This window comes from Psychroserpens sp. BH13MA-6, assembly GCF_052983595.1.
In genome coordinates, this window is sequence record NZ_JBRJGE010000001.1 from 96,887 (window position 1) to 118,324 (window position 21,438).

A 21,438-nucleotide genomic window follows, 5' to 3' on the forward strand; every position below is an offset into this window, starting at 1 on the left:
AAAAACCAGCTTTTTTATTGAACTCCCGCGCCACTATTTAATTAAACCTATTTATTTCTAACAAGTCTTGAATTGAATTGAATTCTTAAAATTATAATATAAATATTATAGGTTTAACAGTCTAGTATTTTGAGCTACCATATTAATTAATTTAAAGAATCAACGCTTTCATCACAATAATATTTACTTGATTCTTCAAAGTTTATTTGAAGAAATACAGTGTCATAATCATTCGAATAATTTAAAATATCTTCATCGGCAGATAATACTTTAACATATTCTTCATCTAAGCCTTCTGTAAATTGAAATTGCCCTTTTTCGAATTTAATAAAATAATAATCAGGTTTTTTTAAATCTGCATTTAAATTCGATTCTAAACTAAAAAGATCTAACTTTATTCTTTTAGGATCACAATCTATAATTTTTGATAAAACCTCTAACCTACTAATCTTTTTTAACGGAAAAATAAGTCCATCTTTTATTCCGTACAACATATTAAATTGATATTTAGAAAAATCATATAAATATAATTCTTTATCAACTTTATTAGAAATATAGTAAACACCCTCAAGATCAACAGTTCGTCTAATTTCAGGCACTAAATAAAGTTTTATTTCATTCCTCGATAGGGACTCAAAAAATTTTTCATCCTTTAATTTAACAAACTCCAAGAATTCCTTTTCTGTGTTATTTTGAAAATAATACGTCATTCTAAACACATCATAATATTGAGCCAATTTTTGTTTATCTACCTTTTCTGCTTTAAAATTTTTATAGTTAAAATCTAAGACTTTCCAAAAAAAATCATTTATTGATAAAACAAATATTAATAAAGTAATTAACAAGATAAGAACTATACGAAGATTAATTTTTTTCAGCATATTTGCCAGTTTTTGTCAGGTATTCTTTTCTATCCTTTTTTTAGCTCTTATTCTAGGATTTGTCAAATAAAATATAGTTGGTTCAAATCCATTACAAATTTTTTGGTTAGTTTAAAAGTGCTTTGGACGTAGCACTACATCATTATCGATGTGTGGATTTTCAATTATTTATAATCATGCTCTAACCTATGACCTTTTTTAAAAGACTATCATTAATATCTACCACGATAATTATGAGTAGGTATTGATTTTGATTTATTATTTGTATCAATAGAAAATTTATAATTAAATATAATCTCACCAGTATTTGGTTTAAACTTGGAAATACCACCTAAACTCAATGGACCTCTAATTTCTCTAAAATTAAAATGCCATTTTTTCAAAGGATTTTTTAAATCAATTACATCAACCTTTTCTAATCGTCTTATTGAAAAACCTAAAGAAGAACCTTTCTGTTCTTTTGGATAATAGGAAACAAATAAATATCTTTTTTTGTAGATTGAGTAATAAATTATGTCATCAGTTTTGACACTATAAATAGTATCTTTATCTCTTATGATTACATCATTATAAATAATAGCCTCTTCATTTTTTATAATTTTATTATCATACCTATAATATTTTTGCCCTTTTATTTTATATACAAAATAGCCAGGAAATTCATCATCAAGTTCTAAATCGTCATAATTATATAAAGGCTCGACTTGCGCAATAGCCATAGTTGTAAAGAAGATAGATATTGTAAAAAATATCCCAGTTTTAATTTTGTTCATTTTATTTCTTTTTTATATCAATAGATCTTCCAGTCCTAATTGGTGTTAAACTTCCTTAACATTTTAATTGCAAGAATCATTTGGACCAGAACCGTTTTTAGAAAAATAAAAACTTGCACCCCTTTTATTTTTCAATAATAAAGTGGCGTAATGAGTTGTATATCTCCTTCGCTTCCAATAGTAATTGATGTCCCCCAACAATTTGATTTTGCACAAGCATTTTTACCATAATTTAAAAAAACATTCGTTGATTCTATCAGTTCATTTTGAACCTCGAAGGTAATCATTTCACAAATGTTTTGCATAAAAAAATGGATTGTGAAAACACAATCCGTTGATTTTAGTGACTTTCGCCTTAGTAGCGGGAACTGGATTAACTCGCTTTGCTCGTTGGACCAGAACAAAAGAGACAGCCCAAAGAAGCTCAATTACTTCGTATAAGAACTTTTATTTTGGAATCAACTTTGAAGTCAACTTCGGTTAATTCCAAAAGAAAAGCTCCTTGATTTCTCAAGGAGCTTCTTAGTAGCGGGAACTGGACTCGAACCAGTGACCTTCGGGTTATGAGCCCGACGAGCTACCTACTGCTCTATCCCGCGATGTAATCAAAAAATGAGAAACTTAGCTTTTAACTTTTGGCTCATTAAACCAACTCCATCATTTTAGGACTGCAAATATAACAGCTTTTTTTGATTTAAAAAAATAACTCCCAACAAATAATTGCTGAGAGTCATTTCTCTAATTTAAAACTCCATGTATATTAATTCTCATCCTCAGCATCTAAGGTGACAATTGTGCCTTGATTGTTAACATCAACAAAGTCAAATTGTTTGAGATTTGGCATGTTTTTTTTGATCGCTGCTAATTCTCCTTCAAAATTATTGTTCCCAATTAATAAGACTTTCAAGTTTGTTAAACTCGCTAAATCTGTTGGTAAGTTTCCGTAAAACGCATTGTTAGAAATGATCAATTCTTCTAAGTTATTTAGGCCGCAAATGGTATTTGGTAACATCCCGAAAAAATTGTTGTCAAAAACACTGATAACTTCAAGATTTTGAGCATTTGCAAGCTCGGAAGGCAATGTACCCGAGAGCCTATTACTACTCAATAAAAGTTGTTTTAAGTTTTTCAATTCACCAATGGTTTGCGGTAATTCACCAGACAACTGGTTACTGTATAATTCGAGATGACTTAAATGAGTAAGTTGTCCAATAGCAGCAGGAATTTCTCCCTCGATACTATTCATAAACAGTTGCAGTTTCCTTAATGAGGATAATTCTCCAATTTCAGAAGGTAACTCTTTATTCAGCATGTTAAATGCCATATTTAGAGTAACCAATGATTTCAACTGCTTTATCGTTGATGGAATTGCTCCCGTAATTTGATTTCTAAATAAGTTGATATGTCTGAGGTGAATCAAATCTCCAATTGATTCTGGAAGTTCACCCTTTAGATTATTGAATTCTAAGTTCAATTCTATGACCTTATCATCTTTTACAACAACACCATGCCATTCGTTAACAGGCGTGTTAAGATTCCACGTTGTTCTCCAAAGTTCGCCATTGGTCGCGTGATATAAGTCTTCTAAAGCTTGTTTTTCTTTTGTGGAAACACTACCGAAGGACAATAAGGTAGTCAAGCACAACAATAATGTGAGTTTAGCGGTTTTCATAATGTGATAGATTTGGTGAGGGGACAAATTACTATCACGAATGTAATTGAATATCGTTAATATGACAATTTTTTTCGACGAAATGCATTGCTGTTCATCGAATAATTATCTAAATAACTGTTTATCAGTATTTTACATAAAATACTATTGTTCAATGTTTTGAGCCTCAAATCTTATAATCTCTTGGTTTTCTATCCCAATATGAAGTTGGATGGGGTTGCAGCAGACTTCACAATCCTCAATATACCGCTGTTGCGATTGTGAGGTGTCGATTAACATGGAAATGGTTTCCCAGCAATAAGGACATTGAAAAAAATACTCTTCCATCGTCTATTTCATTATGAATTTTAGAAGTCAACATTAAGTAGTTCACCGCTTAGTTGCAATACCGTTAGCTCTGCTAATTTAGCATCATACTTGGCCTGATTCCTACTGAGTTCTGCGTTTAATAAATTAAGCTGTGCTTGTCTGAATTCAATGGAGGTCACTTGACCTAGCTTGAACTTTTCTTCTGTACGCTCAAAATTATTTTGAGCTGTTCGGATATTATCTTCTTGGACTTCAAAAATGACGAGTTTATTCTGATAATCATCCCACGCATTATTAAAATTTCGCTCGATATCAATCTGTAATTGTTCTTTCAAAAGTTTTTGGTTCTCTAAAATAATCTTTGAATTCTGAACACGAGTGATTGTACCTCCACCATCAAATAAATTCCATGTTAAATTCAAACCTGCAGAAACTCCAGAGGACGTATTTTGAAGGGTAAACGCTAACGGACTGTTATTTGATGATTCATTCCAGCCATAAGACCCAATCAAGCCAACTGTTGGTAAAAACTGAGCTTTATTCGTCTTAATATCAAACTCACTAATCGTGATGTTTTTTTCAGCTTGTAGCAAGGACACATTATTAGCTTTTGTTTTCGCCAATAACTCTTCTCTATTTAAAGCTAGTAAAAAACTCAAATCCGTATTGACGTCAAATGTCTCAGTGAGTTGATTGCCTAAAACAAAATTCAAATCACGTTTTGTATTTCTTAATTGCTGTTTAATATTGATGAGGTTGATACTGTCATTATTAATATCAACTTCTGCATTTAACACTTCTAACTTCGTGTTTTGCCCATAATCAAACTGATATCCAGCGCGTGTCAGACGATTTTTTGAAATGACAAGGGTTTGTTCAAGTGCATTGGTGTTTTCTGAAAGTTGTGCGACCGTGTAATAGACAGAATATAACTGTATAAGCGTGGTCTCGATGGTCTCTCGAGCTTCCAATTCTGATAATTGATGCTGTTCTTTTAAGCGTTTGTAATTATACCTACGACCCAAACCATCAAATAAGGTGTAATTGAGATTAATCGAAGCATTATAGCGTCGGGTTTCGGCGCCTTCAGCCACTCTCGTTTCACCATTGGCCAATTCACCTTCAGTATTTTGCTTATCGATAGTTGCACCTGCATTGCCTGTAAGTGTTGGCAAATAGCCCGTATTTAATATATCCGTGTTATTTTTAGCGACTTCTACCGTGTTTTTCGCGATTTTAATTCCGTAGTTATGCTCTAAAGCTAATGTCATTGCTTCTTCAGTGGTTAATAGCTGCTGAGAAAACCCTTGAATCCCTAAAAAAGCCAAACTACCTATGAGAATTTTTTTAATGTTCATCGTCTACTTTTTGTTCTTTTATAGCCCGTTCTACATCTTCCTTATTTATTTTATTTCCTGTAGCTAACCATTTGGTTCCCGTTTTAAAACTATTAGTGGCAGATAACAGCACTGGTAAAATAACCAGGGTTAATAGCGTTGCAATGCCAATACCATAAGCAATAGAAATAGCCATAGGTTTTAAAAACTGTGCCTGTCTACTTTTCTCAACAAGCAATGGTGCAATTCCCGCAATAGTGGTTAACGATGTTAAGAAAATAGCTCTAAATCTTGCACGTCCAGCTTCATACAACGCCGTATCAAAAGGCATTCCTGATTTCAAATAAGAATTAAATTTACCAATGAGCACCAATCCGTCATTTACCATAATTCCAATAAGTGCAATAATCCCGAGTGCTGAAAGTATATTTATTGGAAAGTCATGGTACCAATGTCCCCAAGCAACTGCTATAAAACTAAAAGGAATTAAGCATATTAATAAGAGTGGCTGACTGTAACTTCGGAAGGTAAATGCGATCACCACATAAATTAAAACAATCACGACAGGAATCACACCATTTGCAGAATTTGCCAATTTATCTTTTTCACGATTTTGCCCTTCATAAGACACACCAACGGTAGGATACTTTGAAAGGACTTCAGGCATGATATTCGTTTTTAGATCATTCAAAATTTCAACAGCACTGCCATTGGGATCTTTCAAATCAGCATTTACTTGTATTTCTCTTTGGCCATTTAAATGACTGATACTCTCATCGCCTCGCTTTATGGAATAGGATGCAATCTCACCGAAAGGCACACGTTGCCCAGTTGGTGTAACAATTCGCATATCATCCAAATCATTGATAGATGCTCGATTGGATTTATCATAGCGAACCCATACACGGATTTCGTCTTGACCACGTTGAAATCTTTGAGCCTGCAATCCAAAAAAACCAGCCCTTACTTGGCTCATGACCTCTCGAAGATTTAATCCGAGTGCATAAGCTGTTTCATTCAATTCAATATTGATTTCCTTGATGCCTTCAGGGTCTGTATCTGAAATATCAGCCAAAAGCGCATTATTTTCCAGAACACTTCTTACTTCAGCTTTTGCTTTTTTCAATTCTTCTGTGTTATTTCCTAATAAGGAAATTGAAATGGGAGTTCCTCCGAAATTACCACCAGATCCAAAAGTTAAGCGTTCAACACCGTAAACCTCACCCACTTCTTCACGAATAGAATTCGTAATATCTGGAGAGGCAAAATCACGTTCTTCACCTGGCAACAAATTCACACTCAAACTGGCCTTGTTGTTACCTGGTCCGACACGCTTAATAATATTTTCAACCACTTGCTTATTTCCCGATTGTCTCTTCGTATAATCTTCATTCACACGCCATGCTGCTGATTCTACCAACGTGATGATGGAATCCGTAATCTTCGGGTTTGTTCCCTCAGGCATTAGTAAGTCGATACTCACACGGTCACTCGCTATACTCGGAAAAAATGACGTTTTTATAATACCTCCTTGATTTGCACCAATGGTGAGAATCATCAATGCTAATAATATTGCAAATGTTATAAAACGTTGATTGAGCGCGAATCGAAGTATGGGACTATAGATATTGTCGCGACAGTATACCATAAACCGATCACCATACTCATTAAATTTTCGGAGCTTGAGAAATAATTTCGCAATTCCCTTTTTTTCATCTTTTTCCTCTTGAGTTAATTTGACCAATGCTTTTGAATGTGCAATATGCGCAGGTAAAATAATTAAGGCTTCCACGAGTGATACGACCAAGGTGAGTATAACGATTACGGAAACCTCACTGAAGAAATCACCTATTCTACCTTCTAAAAACAGAAATGTAGAGAAGGCTAAAACCGTGGTGATAATAGCGGATAGCACTGCAGGCAGCACTTCCATAGTACCATCGATAGCAGCTTGTATTCTTGGCTTGCCACTTTCATAATGCTGATAGATGTTCTCCGAGATAACGATACCATCATCTACTAAAATACCAATAACGATAATCATTCCGAAGAGCGACAGTACGTTGATGGTCACATCAAACTGTGCCGCAAAAATGAACATTCCTAAAAAGGCTACAGGCAAACCAAAAGCTACCCAGAAAGCCAATCTTGTATTTAGAAATAGGGACAAAAAGAAAAGTACCAGCAAAATTCCCATCGCGCCATTTTCTAAGAGCAATTGCGTTCGCTGATTCAAACGAATGGAAGAATCACTTACCACATCTATATGGACACCCGTATACTTTTGATTAAACTCGTCAATATAGGCATTTACCTTTTCGGCCGTTGAGATAAGGTCTTCACTGTTTGTATTGGTAATTTCAACATTCACCGCTACATTACCATTAAAGTACGAGGCGTTTGGCGTTTCTGAAAATCGATCCCTAACGCTTGCCACATCCTGCAGTCTTACCACAGTTCCATCCTCTCGAGCTCTAACCACGAGATTATTGAGCTCGTTACCATAATATGATCTATTATTAGCCCTTATCAGATAATCTTCAGCCTCCGTTTTAATATTACCACCTGTGGTTAAGATATTGGCTTGCGATATGGCGTTAGCTACTTCAGTAAACGTTAAGTTGTATGCTAAGAGATCATTTTCACGTACCGCAATTTCGATTTCTTCCTCAGGATAACCAGAAATATTAATTTGCGAAATGCCCTCCATAGCTCGAAGATCATTTTCAATTTGACGCCCAATTTGTTTGAGTGCCGTAAGTTCTATGTCACTTCCGCTAATCGCAAAATCGATGGTTTGCCGTATTCGTTCTTGTTTGGCAACCACCAATGGTTCCAAACCTGTTGGGAAATTAGGCACACGATCTACGGCATTTTTCACTTCAGCAAGCATGTCATCAATATCCTCGTCACTTTCGATTTCTACAGTTATACTTCCACCATTTTCACGAGACGTTGAAGTGACGCGATCGACACCAATGAGACCTTTGAGGTTATCCTCAATCTTCAAAACAACACCTTCTTCAATTTCTTGAGGTGCCGCTCCCGGATACGCAATGTTAATGGAAATCGTCTCTGATTCTTGCAATGGGAAAAATGATGATTTCAAGCGCATCATACCAAGCACGCCAAAAATAAGAAATGCGATAATTAAGACATTTACGGCGACTTCGTATTTAATAAAATAACTTATGACCTTTCTCATCCTAGTTTTCAGTTTGGTCTTCTAAAGCCGTCTTCTCTTCATTTACTTTTACCAACATGCCTGCATAAGCACCCGGAACTGATTTAGACAGAATAAGGGTATTATCAGGAATACCTTTAACAACCACTTCCTTAGGAGAAAAATAAACGGGCTCCACTTCAATGATGTCCAAAATACTATCTCTAATAATGAAGATTTCAGACTGATCTACTAATAGTTTTCTCGATATTTTAACCGCGTTTGGAATGTCTTTAGCGTCTAACTGTGCTTCTAAGTACAATCCTTCTTTTAGATCGGCTCCTTTCACTTCCACAAAAACAGATACTGTCTGAGTAGATTGGTCAATTCTTCCATTGATTCTAGCGACAGTTCCTGTATAATTTGTTTGTTTATTCAGCGTATTAAGCGTTACTTGTTCACCAATCTCTAACAAATCACTAAAGGCCTTACCAATAGAAAGTTCGAGTTCATACACGGAGGTATCAATAAACTCCCCTAATTTTTGACCTTGTCTTACCAAGGTGCCTTTGTTGACCAAAGCCTCTGTAAGCACACCGTCGAATGGCGCATAAATACTATATTTTGCCAATCTTTGCTCTAAATTTTTAACGTTGTAATATGCTGTTTGCACACCACGACCAGTAACAAAATAATTCACTTTGTCGTTGTAGGGATTTGGCAAAGGTTTCACACTCTGACTCATATCAAAATTGTTCAGATAGGTCTCCCATGCTGGATAAGCTTCCGGATAATCCAATCTTAAATCTGGCATCAATGACGTAATGAGATTATAAAGTTCACTCTTAGCCGATTGGACAGACGCGTAATATTCACTAGAATTGATTCGTATAAGAGCTTGTCCTTTAGTGTAAGATTGTCCAGCTTTAAAAGTTTGTGAGCTTCCTTGAAAAATTCCCTGAACTTCTGAAAACAGTTCCAATCGGTTCTTAGCTACCAAATTCCCATTGGCAGGAATTGTTATAGGTACTGTAGAATTTTGCACTGTCTGAGCGAACACGGTCTTGATGACCTTCTCAATTTTTGGTTTGGGCTTATTATTATTCTTTATAATAATATAGGCGCCTATTGAGGCTGCTGTGATAATTAGCACGCCAATTGCAAATAATAGGAACTTCCTCATTAGCTGAATTTTGATGGTTATATTCTGATTTTAATCTTGATTTAAGATTAAAATCACATGAATTACAAAAATATTCAATTGCTCATCGGCAGAAGTTAAAAAAAACTTAAAACGTAGAGCGCACTTAGGTGAGCTCTTCTAATTGGTATTGAATGGTCTCCCAATCTTGCATGAGCTTGGCTAAGGTTTCTTTCTTTGCCTTGTATTTATCGAAGAATGTTTTATCAGCCACTGTGCTATCATAATTAGTAGCTAAGTCCACGTCATCCGATTTTATAGCTTTCTCTAGTTGACTAATTTTAGACTCTATATTACTGAGCTTATTATTGAGCGATTTAAGTTTCTTTTGCGCTTCGTAAGATTGTTTACTGTTTTCCTTAGGAGTTTCTTTGATAACCGTACGTTTTTCAACCTCACGTAAATTTTCAACATTCCGCTGTTCCAAATAAAAATCAATATCACCTAAATACTCTTTGATTTTTTGATCCTTGAATTCATAAACAACATTCGCTAACCCTTGCAGAAAATCTCTATCATGCGATACTAAAATCAACGTGCCTTCAAACTTTTTTAATGCCTCTTTGAGTACATTCTTAGATTTTATGTCCAAGTGATTCGTAGGCTCATCCATCACTAAGACATTTAAAGGCTGTAACATTAATTTAGCTAAAGCCAATCTATTTCGCTCTCCTCCAGACAATACTCTTACATATTTTTCAACTTCATCTCCTCTAAATAAAAATGATCCAAGAATATCTCGTACTTTACTTCTATTGCTTTCATTGGCCGCATCAATCATGGTATCTAAAACTGTTTTACTGCCATCGAGATATTCCGCTTGATTTTGAGCAAAGTAACCTATCTGAACGTTGTGACCTAACTTTAAATCACCTTGATATTTGAGTTCACCTACAATAATTTTTGCCAAGGTCGATTTCCCTTGTCCGTTTTGCCCAACAAAAGCCGTTTTACTGTCACGTTCAATCATCAAACTAATTTTTGAAAGCACCTGATTATCACCGTAACTTTTAGACACATCATTCGCTTCAACGACTACTTTACCTGGTGTAATTGAAATAGGGAAGTTGAGCGTCATCACACTGTTATCGTCCTCGTCTACTTCTATGCGCTCCATGCGATCCAACTTTTTGATAAGTGATTGTGCCATGGTGGCCTTACTGGCCTTTGCACGAAATTTTTCGATGAGCTTTTCCGTTTGTTCAATTTGTTTTTGCTGGTTCTTCTGAGATGCTAACTGTTGTGTCTTAATTTCCTCTCTCAACACCAAAAACTTAGAATAGGGTTTGGGATAATCGTAAATCCTTCCGAGGGAAATCTCTATGGTTCGATTGGTAACATTATCGAGGAACATCTTATCATGCGACACAATAACTACTGCTCCCGTATAATTCTTCAAAAACCCTTCTAGCCATATGATAGATTCGATGTCTAAGTGATTGGTAGGCTCATCCAGCAGTAAAATATCATTATTCTGTAAGAGTAACTTTGCCAGTTCAATTCGCATACGCCAACCACCAGAAAAGGTGTCGGTGAGTTTTTCAAAATCTTCTCTTTTAAAACCTAATCCTTGTAGTATTTTCTCTGTTTCACCTTGATAATTGTAGCCTCCAATAATCTCATATTGATGTTGGATATCGTTCAGATCTATCATCAGCTGATTGTAACCTTCACTTTCATAATCGGTACGTTCAGCTAATTGGTTATTCACATAAGACATTTTCTCTTCTAAAGCTTTGATTTCTTCAAAGGCTTCGTAGGACTCTTCCAAGACCGTCCTTCCGTAAACAAAATCAATGTCTTGCTTTAAAAAACCAATACTCAGATTTTTATCCGCAGCAATCTGGCCAGTATCTGGTTCCATCTCTTTAGATAGAATTTTCAGCAAGGTCGATTTTCCCGCACCATTTTTACCGATTAATCCGATACGGTCTCCCGGACTTAACTTGAAAGTTATGTCTTCAAAAAGATATTCACCTTGAAATGATATGGATAGATTATGGATGTTGAGCATTTGCTACTTAGGTTACATAAGATTATTTAATAAAGCGTAAATTTGTATTTCATACAAAGCGCAAAAGTAAACAAATTTATATCATGTTAAAAGGCACAAAAATTTATAGCATTTTCACAGGAGCTTGTCCTAAATGCCACCAGGAGTCTATGTACACTACGAAGAATCCTTATGTTTTACGTGATGTTTTAAAAATAAATGAGCATTGCTCTCATTGTGGAACACGGTATCGTTTAGAACCGTCATTTTTCTACGGGTCGATGTATGTAAGTTATGGTGTTGGAATCGCCTTTGCCGTTGCAGCATTTATCATCAGTTTTTTGATGCTAGAATCCTCTTTATTTGTCGCCTTTATGTCAATTATAGGAACCCTATTAGTATTTGGACCAATCATTATGCGCCTCTCAAGAAATATTTGGATTAACATGTTTATGAGCTATGACAAACACTTAGCTAATAAAGATTAATTTTTGAATCTTTTGATATCAATTTCAGGATCGAGAAGACTTCCGTGTTCTATATGATTGAATAATTGTTGTGCGACATAAGGAGATATCATCACACCTCTTGTTCCTAAACCATTCAATACAGACATGTTTTTATAGGAAGAGTGAACACCCACTAGAGGTCGGCGATCTTTGGTTGTAGGTCGAATCCCAGCGACCTGTTCGACGATCTCAAAATCACATTTTATGATATCCTTCAACTTACTCAATAGCGCTTCTTTTGCCATTTCAGTAACCGTATGGGTTTTATCATCTCTTTCATAAGTTGCACCTACCCAGTACAAATCTGATCCCAACGGCACGACAAAAACAGAAGATTTTAAAATAACGTCTAACTGTAAAGTAGGCGCTTTTATAGTGAGCATTTCCCCTTTCGTTCCATTAAGAGGTAAGTACTTAAAAAAGGGGTTTTGAACTAATCCAAATCCCTCTGCAAAGACGATTTGCCCAGCCTCGATATTTTGATAAGTAATAGTATTCACTGCTATTTTTAGTTCATCATGATTAAAACTGGACTCAACTAAACGATGAGTCTCCTTGAGAAACTTCTTATAAGATGCCACCAATAATGACGTATGAACTCTCCCTGTTTCTAAGACCTCACCAAAACCAAACTCCGCTTTGATTGAAGGGTTACTGTTTTGTTTTAAATTAAGGGAAAGGAATTCACTTAGAATGGGTTTATCAGCTGCAACAAACCATTCATTCTGTTCTTGTATGGATGCAAACTTTCTATAGATGGGCACATCATGGATGAATTTCTCTTTAAGAAGTCCTTCCAACGCGTCGTATTTCGGTCGCATTAAGGATAATTGAGATGACGCGTTCCACACTTTGGTAAATCGTTTTAAAATCACCGGATTGAATAAACCTGCTGCCACACGAGAGGATTGCTGTGATTGATTATCAAATACAATGAATGATTTGCGCGCCATACGTAATTGTTCACAAAATGCGATACCAGCCAAGCCGCAACCTACCACAATGTAATCTACCTTATTCATAAAGGTAAAAATACAGCAAATAAAAAACGCTCACTAAAAAGAGTGAGCGTTTTTCTATGTATTTATAAGATTTGCTTAGTAAGACCACATATCCTGTTCGAAGTTACGAATCTTGTCTTTGATACGGTCAGATTCCAATAGTTGCATCAAAGCATTGTCTGCAACATATTCCTTCACTTCTCTATCACCATAGACATTTTCTTCCTTGTACATGTAACCGTTAAATCGTCTTGAATTTAACAAGTGATCGAAGGTAATAGGCATAGCACTGTTCTTATTATTAAATGCTTTTCCTTCGTGCAACACTTCTCTTGCTTCAGGATAAAATACCCAAAATAATGCGTTTGGAAGTTTTTGTGTTTCATCTTCAGAATCTAAAAAGTTCACATCTGGTGCTGCTGGCGCAATTCCAAGAATACGATACTTAAGTTCACCATGACGCTTATCAAAGTACCAAAGGCCTTTGATTAAATACGCACTAATATGATACGCTTCAATATTGGTCACTGTAATGTATTCTGGTGACACATAGCCATCAGCATTTAACTGATCGTATCCAATATCTAAAGTATCTACTCTAGTTGTGATATCTTTAAGTTCCTTTAAAGTTCTTTTTTGATGAAAGTATGAATCATTATAAACGTTTTCAATTCTTCCATCCTTTACCGCTTTAATCAACGTGTGATATAACGAACGTCTTTCCTGACCAATATTATTGGTGTCTACTGGAAAGTATAATGGAAAATTAACACGCTCATCTAAAACTACTTTTTCCCAAGTCATTTTAGAAAACAGTATGTCTCTATCATCAACATAGCCGTATTCTAAAGGCTCGTCATTATCCAATGCTAATTGTGCTTCTGTTTTAACACCCACCTCTTGTGGTGTCTTGGCATTTAATATATTGGCTTGCGCTAATACACTTGATGTCAAACCCACAGTGGCAATGATTGATAATAAAAATTTATAATTCATCTTTTTAATTTTTAATTTGGGTTACTTTAAGCTATACAGTTGATTAGTTAGTCAACTCTATAATTAATGGTGACGCTGGCTTGATTGCAGGTCCAGAACTTCTTGATTTGATATCAAATATCTGTACTTGCGAACCACGCTTTGCACTTTGTAAGGCCGACTTGGCCGCACCATTCAATTTGCTACCTGAACAAGTGATTGAAGGTTTTCCTTCCACTTTGATTTTAAATCCAGTCACTGTGAGTGGTAAATCAAAATCGAAATCTTCCAATACAGCTTCTACAGTTCCAATAGCTACGTTGTTTCTAGGTAATTTCGCTGTTCCTGTTTGACCAGCCATTCGACCAGCTGGCTTAGGAATATCCTTGATACGGAATACAGCTTTATCACTTACTTTAGATCCATCATCTAAGGTTGCAGTTACATTAATAGTTACCTCTCTACCAGATGTTGGTACCATGGTATATTTACCCATTCCAGAAGCTCTTTTTAATCCGGCTCCAGATGCTGTCACTTTATTATCTGGCACACCAGCAAAAGAGATAGTCATTGGGTTATTAACGCCTCGATATACTACATTCATTTTATCTGCAGAAATCGTTGCAGAGTTTGGACGCGGTACTACCACATAGTTTCCTTTAATTGGAATTTCTAAAGGCTTACCATCTTCCATAAAAGTAAAGGTTCCATCGATTTCATGTTCTCCAACACCACCTACGTTAAAATCTAAACGCGCAGCACCTGTAGAATCAATAGCCTTATCTAAATCGATAGCTTCGCCACCGATACTTAAACCTGTTGGTGGTACTTTCGCATATTTACCAATCACTACACGACCTTGGAATTTCTCACCAGCAAAGAATGCTGATTTATCTGCCAAGATAATAGCTTTATACTTATCTAAAGAAACCGCATCTGTTAATACGTTACCTAGATAGTAGTTAATAATGTTCGCTTCCGTTACCTCAACATCATTTTGAAATGCTGTTAATTTCGTGTAAGATGCGATCGCTGGGAATCCTTGAAAATGGTAATCTAACCAATCAATTTTCTTCCCGTCTTTATTTTCAACCTTTTCAGTACTGAAAGTCTTTTCGAAGTTCGCAAGAACTTTTGAGGCCTTCACGTCCTTACCGAGGATATCTCGGATTGACGTTTTGTACTCTTCAATCTTACTCATTACCTCTTGACCTTTTTTAGTCAATCGATCTCCAGTAAACCAAGCTTCATCAAGAATATCGGTTTTATCCATAGATTCGAACGGTAACTTTCCAGTTTCAGGGTCAATCTTATAATCTCCTTCTCTTAGAAGATCATTTTTTAAAGTTTCTAAGTAATTAAAGAAATTTGTAGAAGCAACACTTACTTGTTTTGCTTTCGCCGCTGGCACCATGAATTCTTCTGGTTTTTCCTCAGACTTTTTCTCAAGATCAGCAAGTAACGCTTCGTTTCTCTCTCCAGTTAGTTCATTGGAATCGGCGAATTTCGCCTCCATTAAACCAAAAGCAGATAATACTTCTTTTGACATGTTCATAGCCATCATTGCGATGAAGACTAAGTACATTAAGTTAATCATTTTCTGTCTTGCAGACAATTTTCCTCCTGCCATGTTAATTAGTTTTTAGTAGTTAATTAATTATAGTTCAAAAAACTAATTAGTTTTTGTTCATTGCAGATAACATACCTCCATATACACCATTCAATGATGATAAGTTAGATGCTAAGGATTGCATTTGTTCTTTAAGTTTTTCTGCATTAGCAACTGATTCTTCGTTGATAGCAGCTTGACGATTAGCGCTTTCCATTTGCACTTTGTATAAGCTATTTAAAGATTCCATTTGCGCTGCAGCTAAAGACATTTCCTCGCTATATTTCTTTTGAGCATTCATAGCATCAACTGTAGGGCTGATTCCCTTAGCAGCACCTTCAAAGTTCTTGATGCTATTACCAAGACTTGCCATTAACTCACCGTCAATCTTAGCCTCTTTTAACAGGTTGTCTAATTTTTTAGATAATAAACCTTCAGCATCTTTAGGCTCTTCTTTTTTCATTTTCTTAGCAGTAGTCGTTCCTCCTGCTAATTCTGGATAAACCAACGACCAGTCTAATTCTGACTGTTGTCTTTCAAAAGCTGAATATGTAAATACCAAGGCCTCTACAATCATTCCAATAGTTAAGATTTCAGAACCGAATGGCCAGTGCTGAATTTTAAATAAAGCTCCAACAATTACGATTGCTGCTCCAAGTCCGTAGACCATGTTTGTGATTGTGATGTTTCCTTTCTGTGCCATAATTTTGTTTTTTTAGTTTTAAGTCGTATTGTACTTAAGTAGATTAATAATATTTAGTTTAGTTAATTAATTAGTTGCTGCATTTTTGGTCACTTCTGTTCCCATATAATCTTGAACAGTTCTGAAACCGATGTAACTTCTTGCTGAATCGGCATATTCGTAATCTCGAGAGCTTACTTGCAAGAAGTATGCGACATCTTTCCATGATCCACCACGTACTACTTTACGTGTGTTATCAGGATTATTCACACTTGGATTAAATGATGCCATATATTCATAAGATGCGGCGTCGTAAGATCCTTGAACCCACTCTGACACATTTCCTGCCATATTATAAAGGTTGAAATCATTTGGCTCATAAGCATCTGCCTCAACAGTATATAAAGCTTGATCAGCCGCATAGTCGCCGCGTAATGGTTTGAAGTTCGCCATAAAGCAACCTCTATCGTTTTTAGCATAAGGCCCACCCCAAGGGTAAGTGGCTCCTTGTAGCCCACCACGAGCCGCATATTCCCATTCTGCTTCAGAAGGTAACCTGTAAGAGTTCACAAAGTGTCTTCCTTTCGACTTTCTGTAAGAATTGTGATATAGCGTTCTCCATTGACAAAATGCTTTCGCTTGTTTCCAAGACACACCTACAACTGGATAGTCGCCATAAGCATCATGCCAGAAATAATCGTTGTGCATTGGCTCATTATAAGAGTAAGAAAAATCTCTAATCCAAGCTGTCGTATCTGGATACACTTCTACTTCTTCAGTAACGATCACATCCTTACGTCTTAAATCTCTATTTTTAGCGGCTTTTTGGATGTCCATATACTTATACTGGAACTTGAATTTTTTCACATCCCATGTACGTTGTCCGTTGTAAGACTCTTCGATTGGTAGGTACATCGTGTCCATGACTTCGGCATAGTATTCATCAGGATAATCGGCTGTATCGAAAATCAAATCCACTTCTTTGTTTAATTTTCGACCTTCATAACCTGTTGGGCCAAGACCACTATAGTTATTATACATGTATTTCTCATAAACGGTCATATTATCAGGATCTGCATCACTAAATGCAAATTCACCAATACCTCCATTTCCAGGAGTTTCACCGATTTCATCAGCAAGGATTGCTAGCTTTGTTCTCAAAGTTGAATCTCTCACCCACTCTACAAATTGACGATATTCACTATTAGTGATTTCTGTTTCGTCCATGTAAAATGCTCGTACTGTTACGGTTCGCGTTGGAGCATCTTGTACTCCAGCTAAATCGTCGTCCGACTTCCCCATAATAAATGCTCCTCCAGGAACAAGTACCATACCATAAGGTTTTTCGGGATGCCATTTCTTTCCTTTAACGCCTACAAGCTGGCCTCTGTCACCAGAGTTGCAACTACTAACCAATAGGGCTAGAACGGCTGTTAATAAAGCAAACTTCTTAATATTCATAGAAACTCGAGGTTAAATTATTTAGTTGTAATTATGTGTTAAATAGTGTCCTTGTTTTTTTCAAGGCAGTAAACATATTTATATATTTTGTAAAAACCAACTTTTTTTTAATCTTTTTTGCACTTAATCCCAAAAAGTTAACATTTCATCGATTAAAAACTACCCAGCTAATTTATGCTAAATATACTAAAAACTGTTCTTTTTATATGCTTTATACCACCTTTCTGGTATCTTTCCATGGCTTGCCTCAACATAATCTTCATGCGTGCATGGTAATAACGTATGCTTTTTTAATTTATTATTGACATTTGGCAAAAAAGGTATTTCAATCCACCAACGTCCTGTCTTAATACTTTTATAGAATATCAGCTCATCATCCTCAATCAGCACATTAAATTTTTGATACTGACTTTCATTTTTAAAATCGTCGTCTTTAACACGACAGTTTACACCTTCCACAAAGTACCAAATGATTTGAGAGATAAGCATTGGTGTTGCATCCAGTTCTTTAGTGGTCTTGAATTCATATATACCAAATGACGACACCTTATTACTGATTCCAGCATAACGAGCAATGGCGCAAATCTCCTTACCATCAAAACCATTTGGTGAAAATTTCTGCTTCGCACCGACTTCAGCTGCCCTAACCGCTTTTAAATCCATGGTCACAATATGCGCATCTCTCATTACTGGTTCCACCATATTAATAGCATGTGTAACTTCTCCTAATCGATAAGCTTCAAAATATAGTTTTTCCATTAAGTCTATTTCTTCTTGAGAATTGAAATAGGTCTGATATCCTATAGCAGAGTAATTAAATAGATTATAAGGTTGCTCTAAAATGATTTTACCAAGAAAGCTGTTGTTCTTCATTTCTACCGAGGCATCGCCCAAATCAAAATTACTATCAACATTAACTATATTGACCATAGGAGCCATCGTGTCATAAGCGCGATAATTAGCATAGGTTAAATCTTGGCTACCTCCAATAATGATAGGAATGACTTTTTTTTCTATGAGCAACGCAATAATAGTTCTTAAAGCGTAATACGTATCTTCTATGGTAGCTCCAGCTGGAATATCACCCAAATCTGCTATAGTCGTATGCCAATTTCCAGGAAACAAAGAATATAAGGATGTTCTTATGGTATCGAAGCTAAGATCTTCTCCCATATAATTGACATCGTTTCTGTTTTCTTTTACACCAATGATGGCGAGTTTTACGTCATCCAAATCTGGAATCCCATGTTGTGCCGAATGAATCTTAATTTTTTTCCCTAAGGCCTGCTCAGACAATAGTTCATTATGAGCTAATACTGAATCAGGAACAGGAGACAAAAAATTAAAATTCATTGATGTTACTTTTTAGACGTCGTTTTCTTTTTGGTGCTTTTCTTTTTGGTCGCTGCTTTTTTCTTAGGCGCCTTTTTTTCAATATGAGCCTTAGCTTCTTCCAAGGTCATTTCTGAAACATCAACGGTTTTAGGTAGCTCTACCTTTATTTTACCTTTGATGATATTATGCCTTCCCCATCTAGCCTTTTCAACTCGAATACCTTCATCTTCCCAATGATGGATCAGTTTATCTTTTTCCTTTTGGATTTTATCTTCAATCAATTCTACGATATCACTGTCAGATAAATTATCCCAATCGTATTTTTTATTGACGTTAATAAACATGTTGTTCCATTTAATAAATGGACCAAATCGTCCTTTACCTTTTTGAACAGGTAAATCCTGATACATATATATAGGTGCGTCTGCTTTTTGTTTTTCTTTAATAAGCTCGATGGCTTGATCCATCTCTACATCTACTGGATTAGTTCCGGCTGGAAGGGATACATATTTCTTTCCGAACTTCACATAAGGTCCAAATCGGCCGTTATTGACTTCCACTGATTCACCCTCATACGTTCCCAACTGCTTTGGAAGCTTAAAAAGTTCCATGGCTTCTTCGTAGGTAATCGTCGTTAACTGCTGGTCTGGTGACAAACTTGCAAATTGTGGTTTTTCATCATCATCCACAGTTCCTATTTGCACCATAGGCCCGAACTTTCCTAAACGGACACTCACCTTTTTTCCAGTTTTCGGATCTGTACCGAGTACCCGTTCACCAGATTCACGATCGGCATTTTCTTGAACATCTTCAACTTTTGGATGAAAGGTTTTGTAAAAGTCCTTCATCATTTTAGTCCAATCTTCTTTTCCTTCAGCAATTTCATCAAAATCAGCTTCCACCTTGGCAGTGAAATTATAATCTAAGATGCCTCCAAAGTGATTGACTAAAAAATCTGTCACAATCATCCCTATATCTGTAGGTACTAATTTTCCTTTATCGCTATGAACTTTCTCGGTCAGTTTTTTCTCTGTTAATTTCCCTTCTTGCAACACTAACTGCGAATAGTCACGCTCAACGCCTTCATTCGATCCTTTTTCCACATAATTCCTATTTTGAATCGTTGAAATGGTAGGCGCATATGTAGACGGTCGACCTATACCCAACTCCTCGAGCTGTTTTACTAAAGACGCTTCTGTATATCTATATGGTGCACGAGAAAAACGCTCAGTAGCCGTAATGTAACTGTTCAATAAAGTTTCATTGACTTTCATAGCTGGCAACATACCTTCTTGTTCCACGTCCTCATCATCCGTCCCTTCTAAATATACCTTTAAAAACCCTTCAAATGTGATGACCTCTCCATTAGCTGTAAATGTTTCGCTATGTGTTGAAGCTTCAATCTTTACATTGGTACGTTCCATCTTAGCATCACTCATTTGTGAAGCAATGGCACGTTTCCAAATTAAATCGTACAAACGTGCTTGATCACGTTCGATATTCACTGTATGTCTTTTGAAATCTGTTGGACGAATGGCTTCGTGAGCTTCTTGTGCGCCTTTAGATTTTCCTTTGTAATTTCTTGGTTTGCTAAAATCAGCACCATAAGCCGCTTCAATTTCTGCTTGTGCTCCATTGCGTGCTTCATCAGATAAATTCACACTATCGGTTCTCATATAAGTAATGAGACCTGCTTCGTATAAACGTTGTGCGTTACTCATAGTTCTACTCACCGAAAACCCTAATTTACGAGAGGCTTCTTGTTGCAAAGTAGATGTTGTAAATGGCGCTGCAGGCGATTTCTTAGCTGGCTTTTTCTCTAGATTAGCTACTTTAAAATTTGCACTAGCGTTAGATTCTAAAAATTTGTAAGCCTCTTCTTTTGTGCTAAAGTTCTTCGGAAGTTTAGCCTTAAATGTTTGGCCGTCTTCATTAGAAAACTCTGCATCTATTCTAAATGACGCCGTTGGTGTAAACTCTTGAATTTCGCGTTCGCGTTCCACAATGAGTCTTACAGAAACCGATTGTACACGTCCAGCTGATAAGCCTCCTTTGACTTTACGCCATAATACGGGAGATAACTCATAACCAACAATCCTATCTAATACACGTCTTGCTTGTTGCGCATCTACCAAATCATAATCGATACCTCTTGGGTTATCTATGGCTTTTTGAATGGCTGTCTTCGTGATTTCATGAAATACAATACGCTTGGTCTTAGATTTATCTAAGCCTAAAGTCTCCGCCAAATGCCAAGCAATGGCCTCACCCTCTCGATCCTCATCACTTGCTAACCAAACCATTTCGGCTTTCTTGGCTAGCTCCTTGAGCTTTTTGACAACGTCCTTTTTGTCTTTTGAAACTTGATACTTAGGTTTAAAATCACCTTCAACATCAACTCCCAATTCTTTAGAAGGCAAGTCTGCTATATGTCCAAAACTGGATTCTACTTTGAAATCCTTTCCAAGAAATTTCTCGATGGTTTTGGCTTTAGCTGGTGACTCTACAATGACTAAATTCTTCGGCATATGTGATTT

General features: G+C 36.1%; 17 protein-coding genes and 1 tRNA gene. 1 reads left to right on the plus strand and 17 read right to left on the minus strand.

The genetic code is table 11. The annotated features are described in order from the left end of the window. Positions 1 to 146: 146 nt before the first annotated feature. The 10 genes from ACU8DI_RS00420 to ACU8DI_RS00465 all read right to left on the minus strand — a co-directional run bounded on the left by ACU8DI_RS00420 (position 147) and on the right by ACU8DI_RS00465 (position 11,350). Positions 147 to 881, minus strand: coding sequence for a hypothetical protein (locus ACU8DI_RS00420; protein WP_447110762.1), 735 nt, complete (start codon positions 879 to 881; stop codon positions 147 to 149). A gap of 212 nt (positions 882 to 1,093) precedes the next feature. Then, positions 1,094 to 1,654 (minus strand): hypothetical protein, encoded by a 561-nt coding sequence (locus tag ACU8DI_RS00425; protein ID WP_447110763.1) that lies wholly within the window; start codon positions 1,652 to 1,654, stop codon positions 1,094 to 1,096. A 131-nt stretch (positions 1,655 to 1,785) separates the two neighbouring features. Beyond that, on the minus strand, positions 1,786 to 1,959 hold the full coding sequence (locus ACU8DI_RS00430) for a hypothetical protein (protein ID WP_447110764.1): 174 nt from the start codon (positions 1,957 to 1,959) through the stop codon (positions 1,786 to 1,788). Positions 1,960 to 2,180: 221 nt separating this feature from the next. After that, positions 2,181 to 2,253: transfer RNA gene (locus ACU8DI_RS00435), tRNA-Met, on the minus strand. A gap of 161 nt (positions 2,254 to 2,414) precedes the next feature. After that, entirely contained in the window at positions 2,415 to 3,326 is a 912-nt protein-coding gene (locus tag ACU8DI_RS00440) for a leucine-rich repeat domain-containing protein (protein WP_447110765.1), read from the minus strand. Between the two features lie 144 nt (positions 3,327 to 3,470). Further along, a complete protein-coding gene (locus ACU8DI_RS00445; protein WP_447110766.1) occupies positions 3,471 to 3,653 on the minus strand; it encodes a CPXCG motif-containing cysteine-rich protein in 183 nt (60 codons plus the stop codon). Positions 3,654 to 3,673: 20 nt separating this feature from the next. Beyond that, positions 3,674 to 4,993 carry a TolC family protein gene (locus ACU8DI_RS00450; protein ID WP_447110767.1) on the minus strand — a complete coding sequence of 440 codons (1,320 nt, stop codon included), beginning with the start codon at positions 4,991 to 4,993 and terminating at the stop codon, positions 3,674 to 3,676. Further along, complete coding sequence (locus tag ACU8DI_RS00455; RefSeq protein ID WP_447110768.1) at positions 4,983 to 8,177, minus strand: efflux RND transporter permease subunit; 3,195 nt, start codon at positions 8,175 to 8,177, stop codon at positions 4,983 to 4,985. Before ACU8DI_RS00455 ends, ACU8DI_RS00450 begins: the two co-directional genes overlap by 11 nt. A gap of 1 nt (position 8,178) precedes the next feature. After that, positions 8,179 to 9,318 carry an efflux RND transporter periplasmic adaptor subunit gene (locus ACU8DI_RS00460; RefSeq protein ID WP_447110769.1) on the minus strand — a complete coding sequence of 380 codons (1,140 nt, stop codon included), beginning with the start codon at positions 9,316 to 9,318 and terminating at the stop codon, positions 8,179 to 8,181. Positions 9,319 to 9,442: 124 nt separating this feature from the next. Further along, positions 9,443 to 11,350, minus strand: a complete 1,908-nt coding sequence (locus ACU8DI_RS00465) for an ABC-F family ATP-binding cassette domain-containing protein (protein WP_447110770.1) — start codon at positions 11,348 to 11,350, stop codon at positions 9,443 to 9,445. 80 nt (positions 11,351 to 11,430) lie between these two features. On the opposite strand from ACU8DI_RS00465, the gene ACU8DI_RS00470 reads away from it, so the two are divergent. Further along, complete coding sequence (locus tag ACU8DI_RS00470; protein WP_447111551.1) at positions 11,431 to 11,817, plus strand: DUF983 domain-containing protein; 387 nt, start codon at positions 11,431 to 11,433, stop codon at positions 11,815 to 11,817. On the opposite strand, the gene ACU8DI_RS00475 is transcribed toward ACU8DI_RS00470, so the two are convergent. The 7 genes from ACU8DI_RS00475 to topA form a co-directional block, all read right to left on the minus strand. Next, complete coding sequence (locus tag ACU8DI_RS00475) at positions 11,814 to 12,860, minus strand: NAD(P)/FAD-dependent oxidoreductase (RefSeq protein ID WP_447110771.1); 1,047 nt, start codon at positions 12,858 to 12,860, stop codon at positions 11,814 to 11,816. The two genes, ACU8DI_RS00470 and ACU8DI_RS00475, sit on opposite strands and share 4 nt — an antisense overlap. Positions 12,861 to 12,935: 75 nt before the next feature. Further along, a complete protein-coding gene (porN, locus tag ACU8DI_RS00480) occupies positions 12,936 to 13,835 on the minus strand; it encodes a type IX secretion system ring protein PorN/GldN (RefSeq protein WP_447110772.1) in 900 nt (299 codons plus the stop codon). Positions 13,836 to 13,878: 43 nt separating this feature from the next. Then, positions 13,879 to 15,444: a type IX secretion system motor protein PorM/GldM gene (gene porM / locus ACU8DI_RS00485; RefSeq protein ID WP_447110773.1), complete on the minus strand. Its 1,566-nt coding sequence runs from the start codon at positions 15,442 to 15,444 to the stop codon at positions 13,879 to 13,881. A gap of 46 nt (positions 15,445 to 15,490) precedes the next feature. Next, positions 15,491 to 16,126, minus strand: coding sequence for a type IX secretion system motor protein PorL/GldL (porL, locus tag ACU8DI_RS00490; RefSeq protein ID WP_447110774.1), 636 nt, complete (start codon positions 16,124 to 16,126; stop codon positions 15,491 to 15,493). Positions 16,127 to 16,192: 66 nt separating this feature from the next. After that, a complete protein-coding gene (gene porK, locus ACU8DI_RS00495; protein WP_447111552.1) occupies positions 16,193 to 17,560 on the minus strand; it encodes a type IX secretion system lipoprotein PorK/GldK in 1,368 nt (455 codons plus the stop codon). 192 nt (positions 17,561 to 17,752) lie between these two features. Beyond that, the gene (locus ACU8DI_RS00500; protein WP_447110775.1) at positions 17,753 to 18,919 is read right to left on the minus strand and encodes a formimidoylglutamase; all 1,167 of its coding nucleotides are present in this window, start codon (positions 18,917 to 18,919) and stop codon (positions 17,753 to 17,755) included. A gap of 5 nt (positions 18,920 to 18,924) precedes the next feature. Continuing rightward, positions 18,925 to 21,429: a type I DNA topoisomerase gene (topA, locus tag ACU8DI_RS00505; RefSeq protein ID WP_447110776.1), complete on the minus strand. Its 2,505-nt coding sequence runs from the start codon at positions 21,427 to 21,429 to the stop codon at positions 18,925 to 18,927. Positions 21,430 to 21,438: the final 9 nt, after the last annotated feature.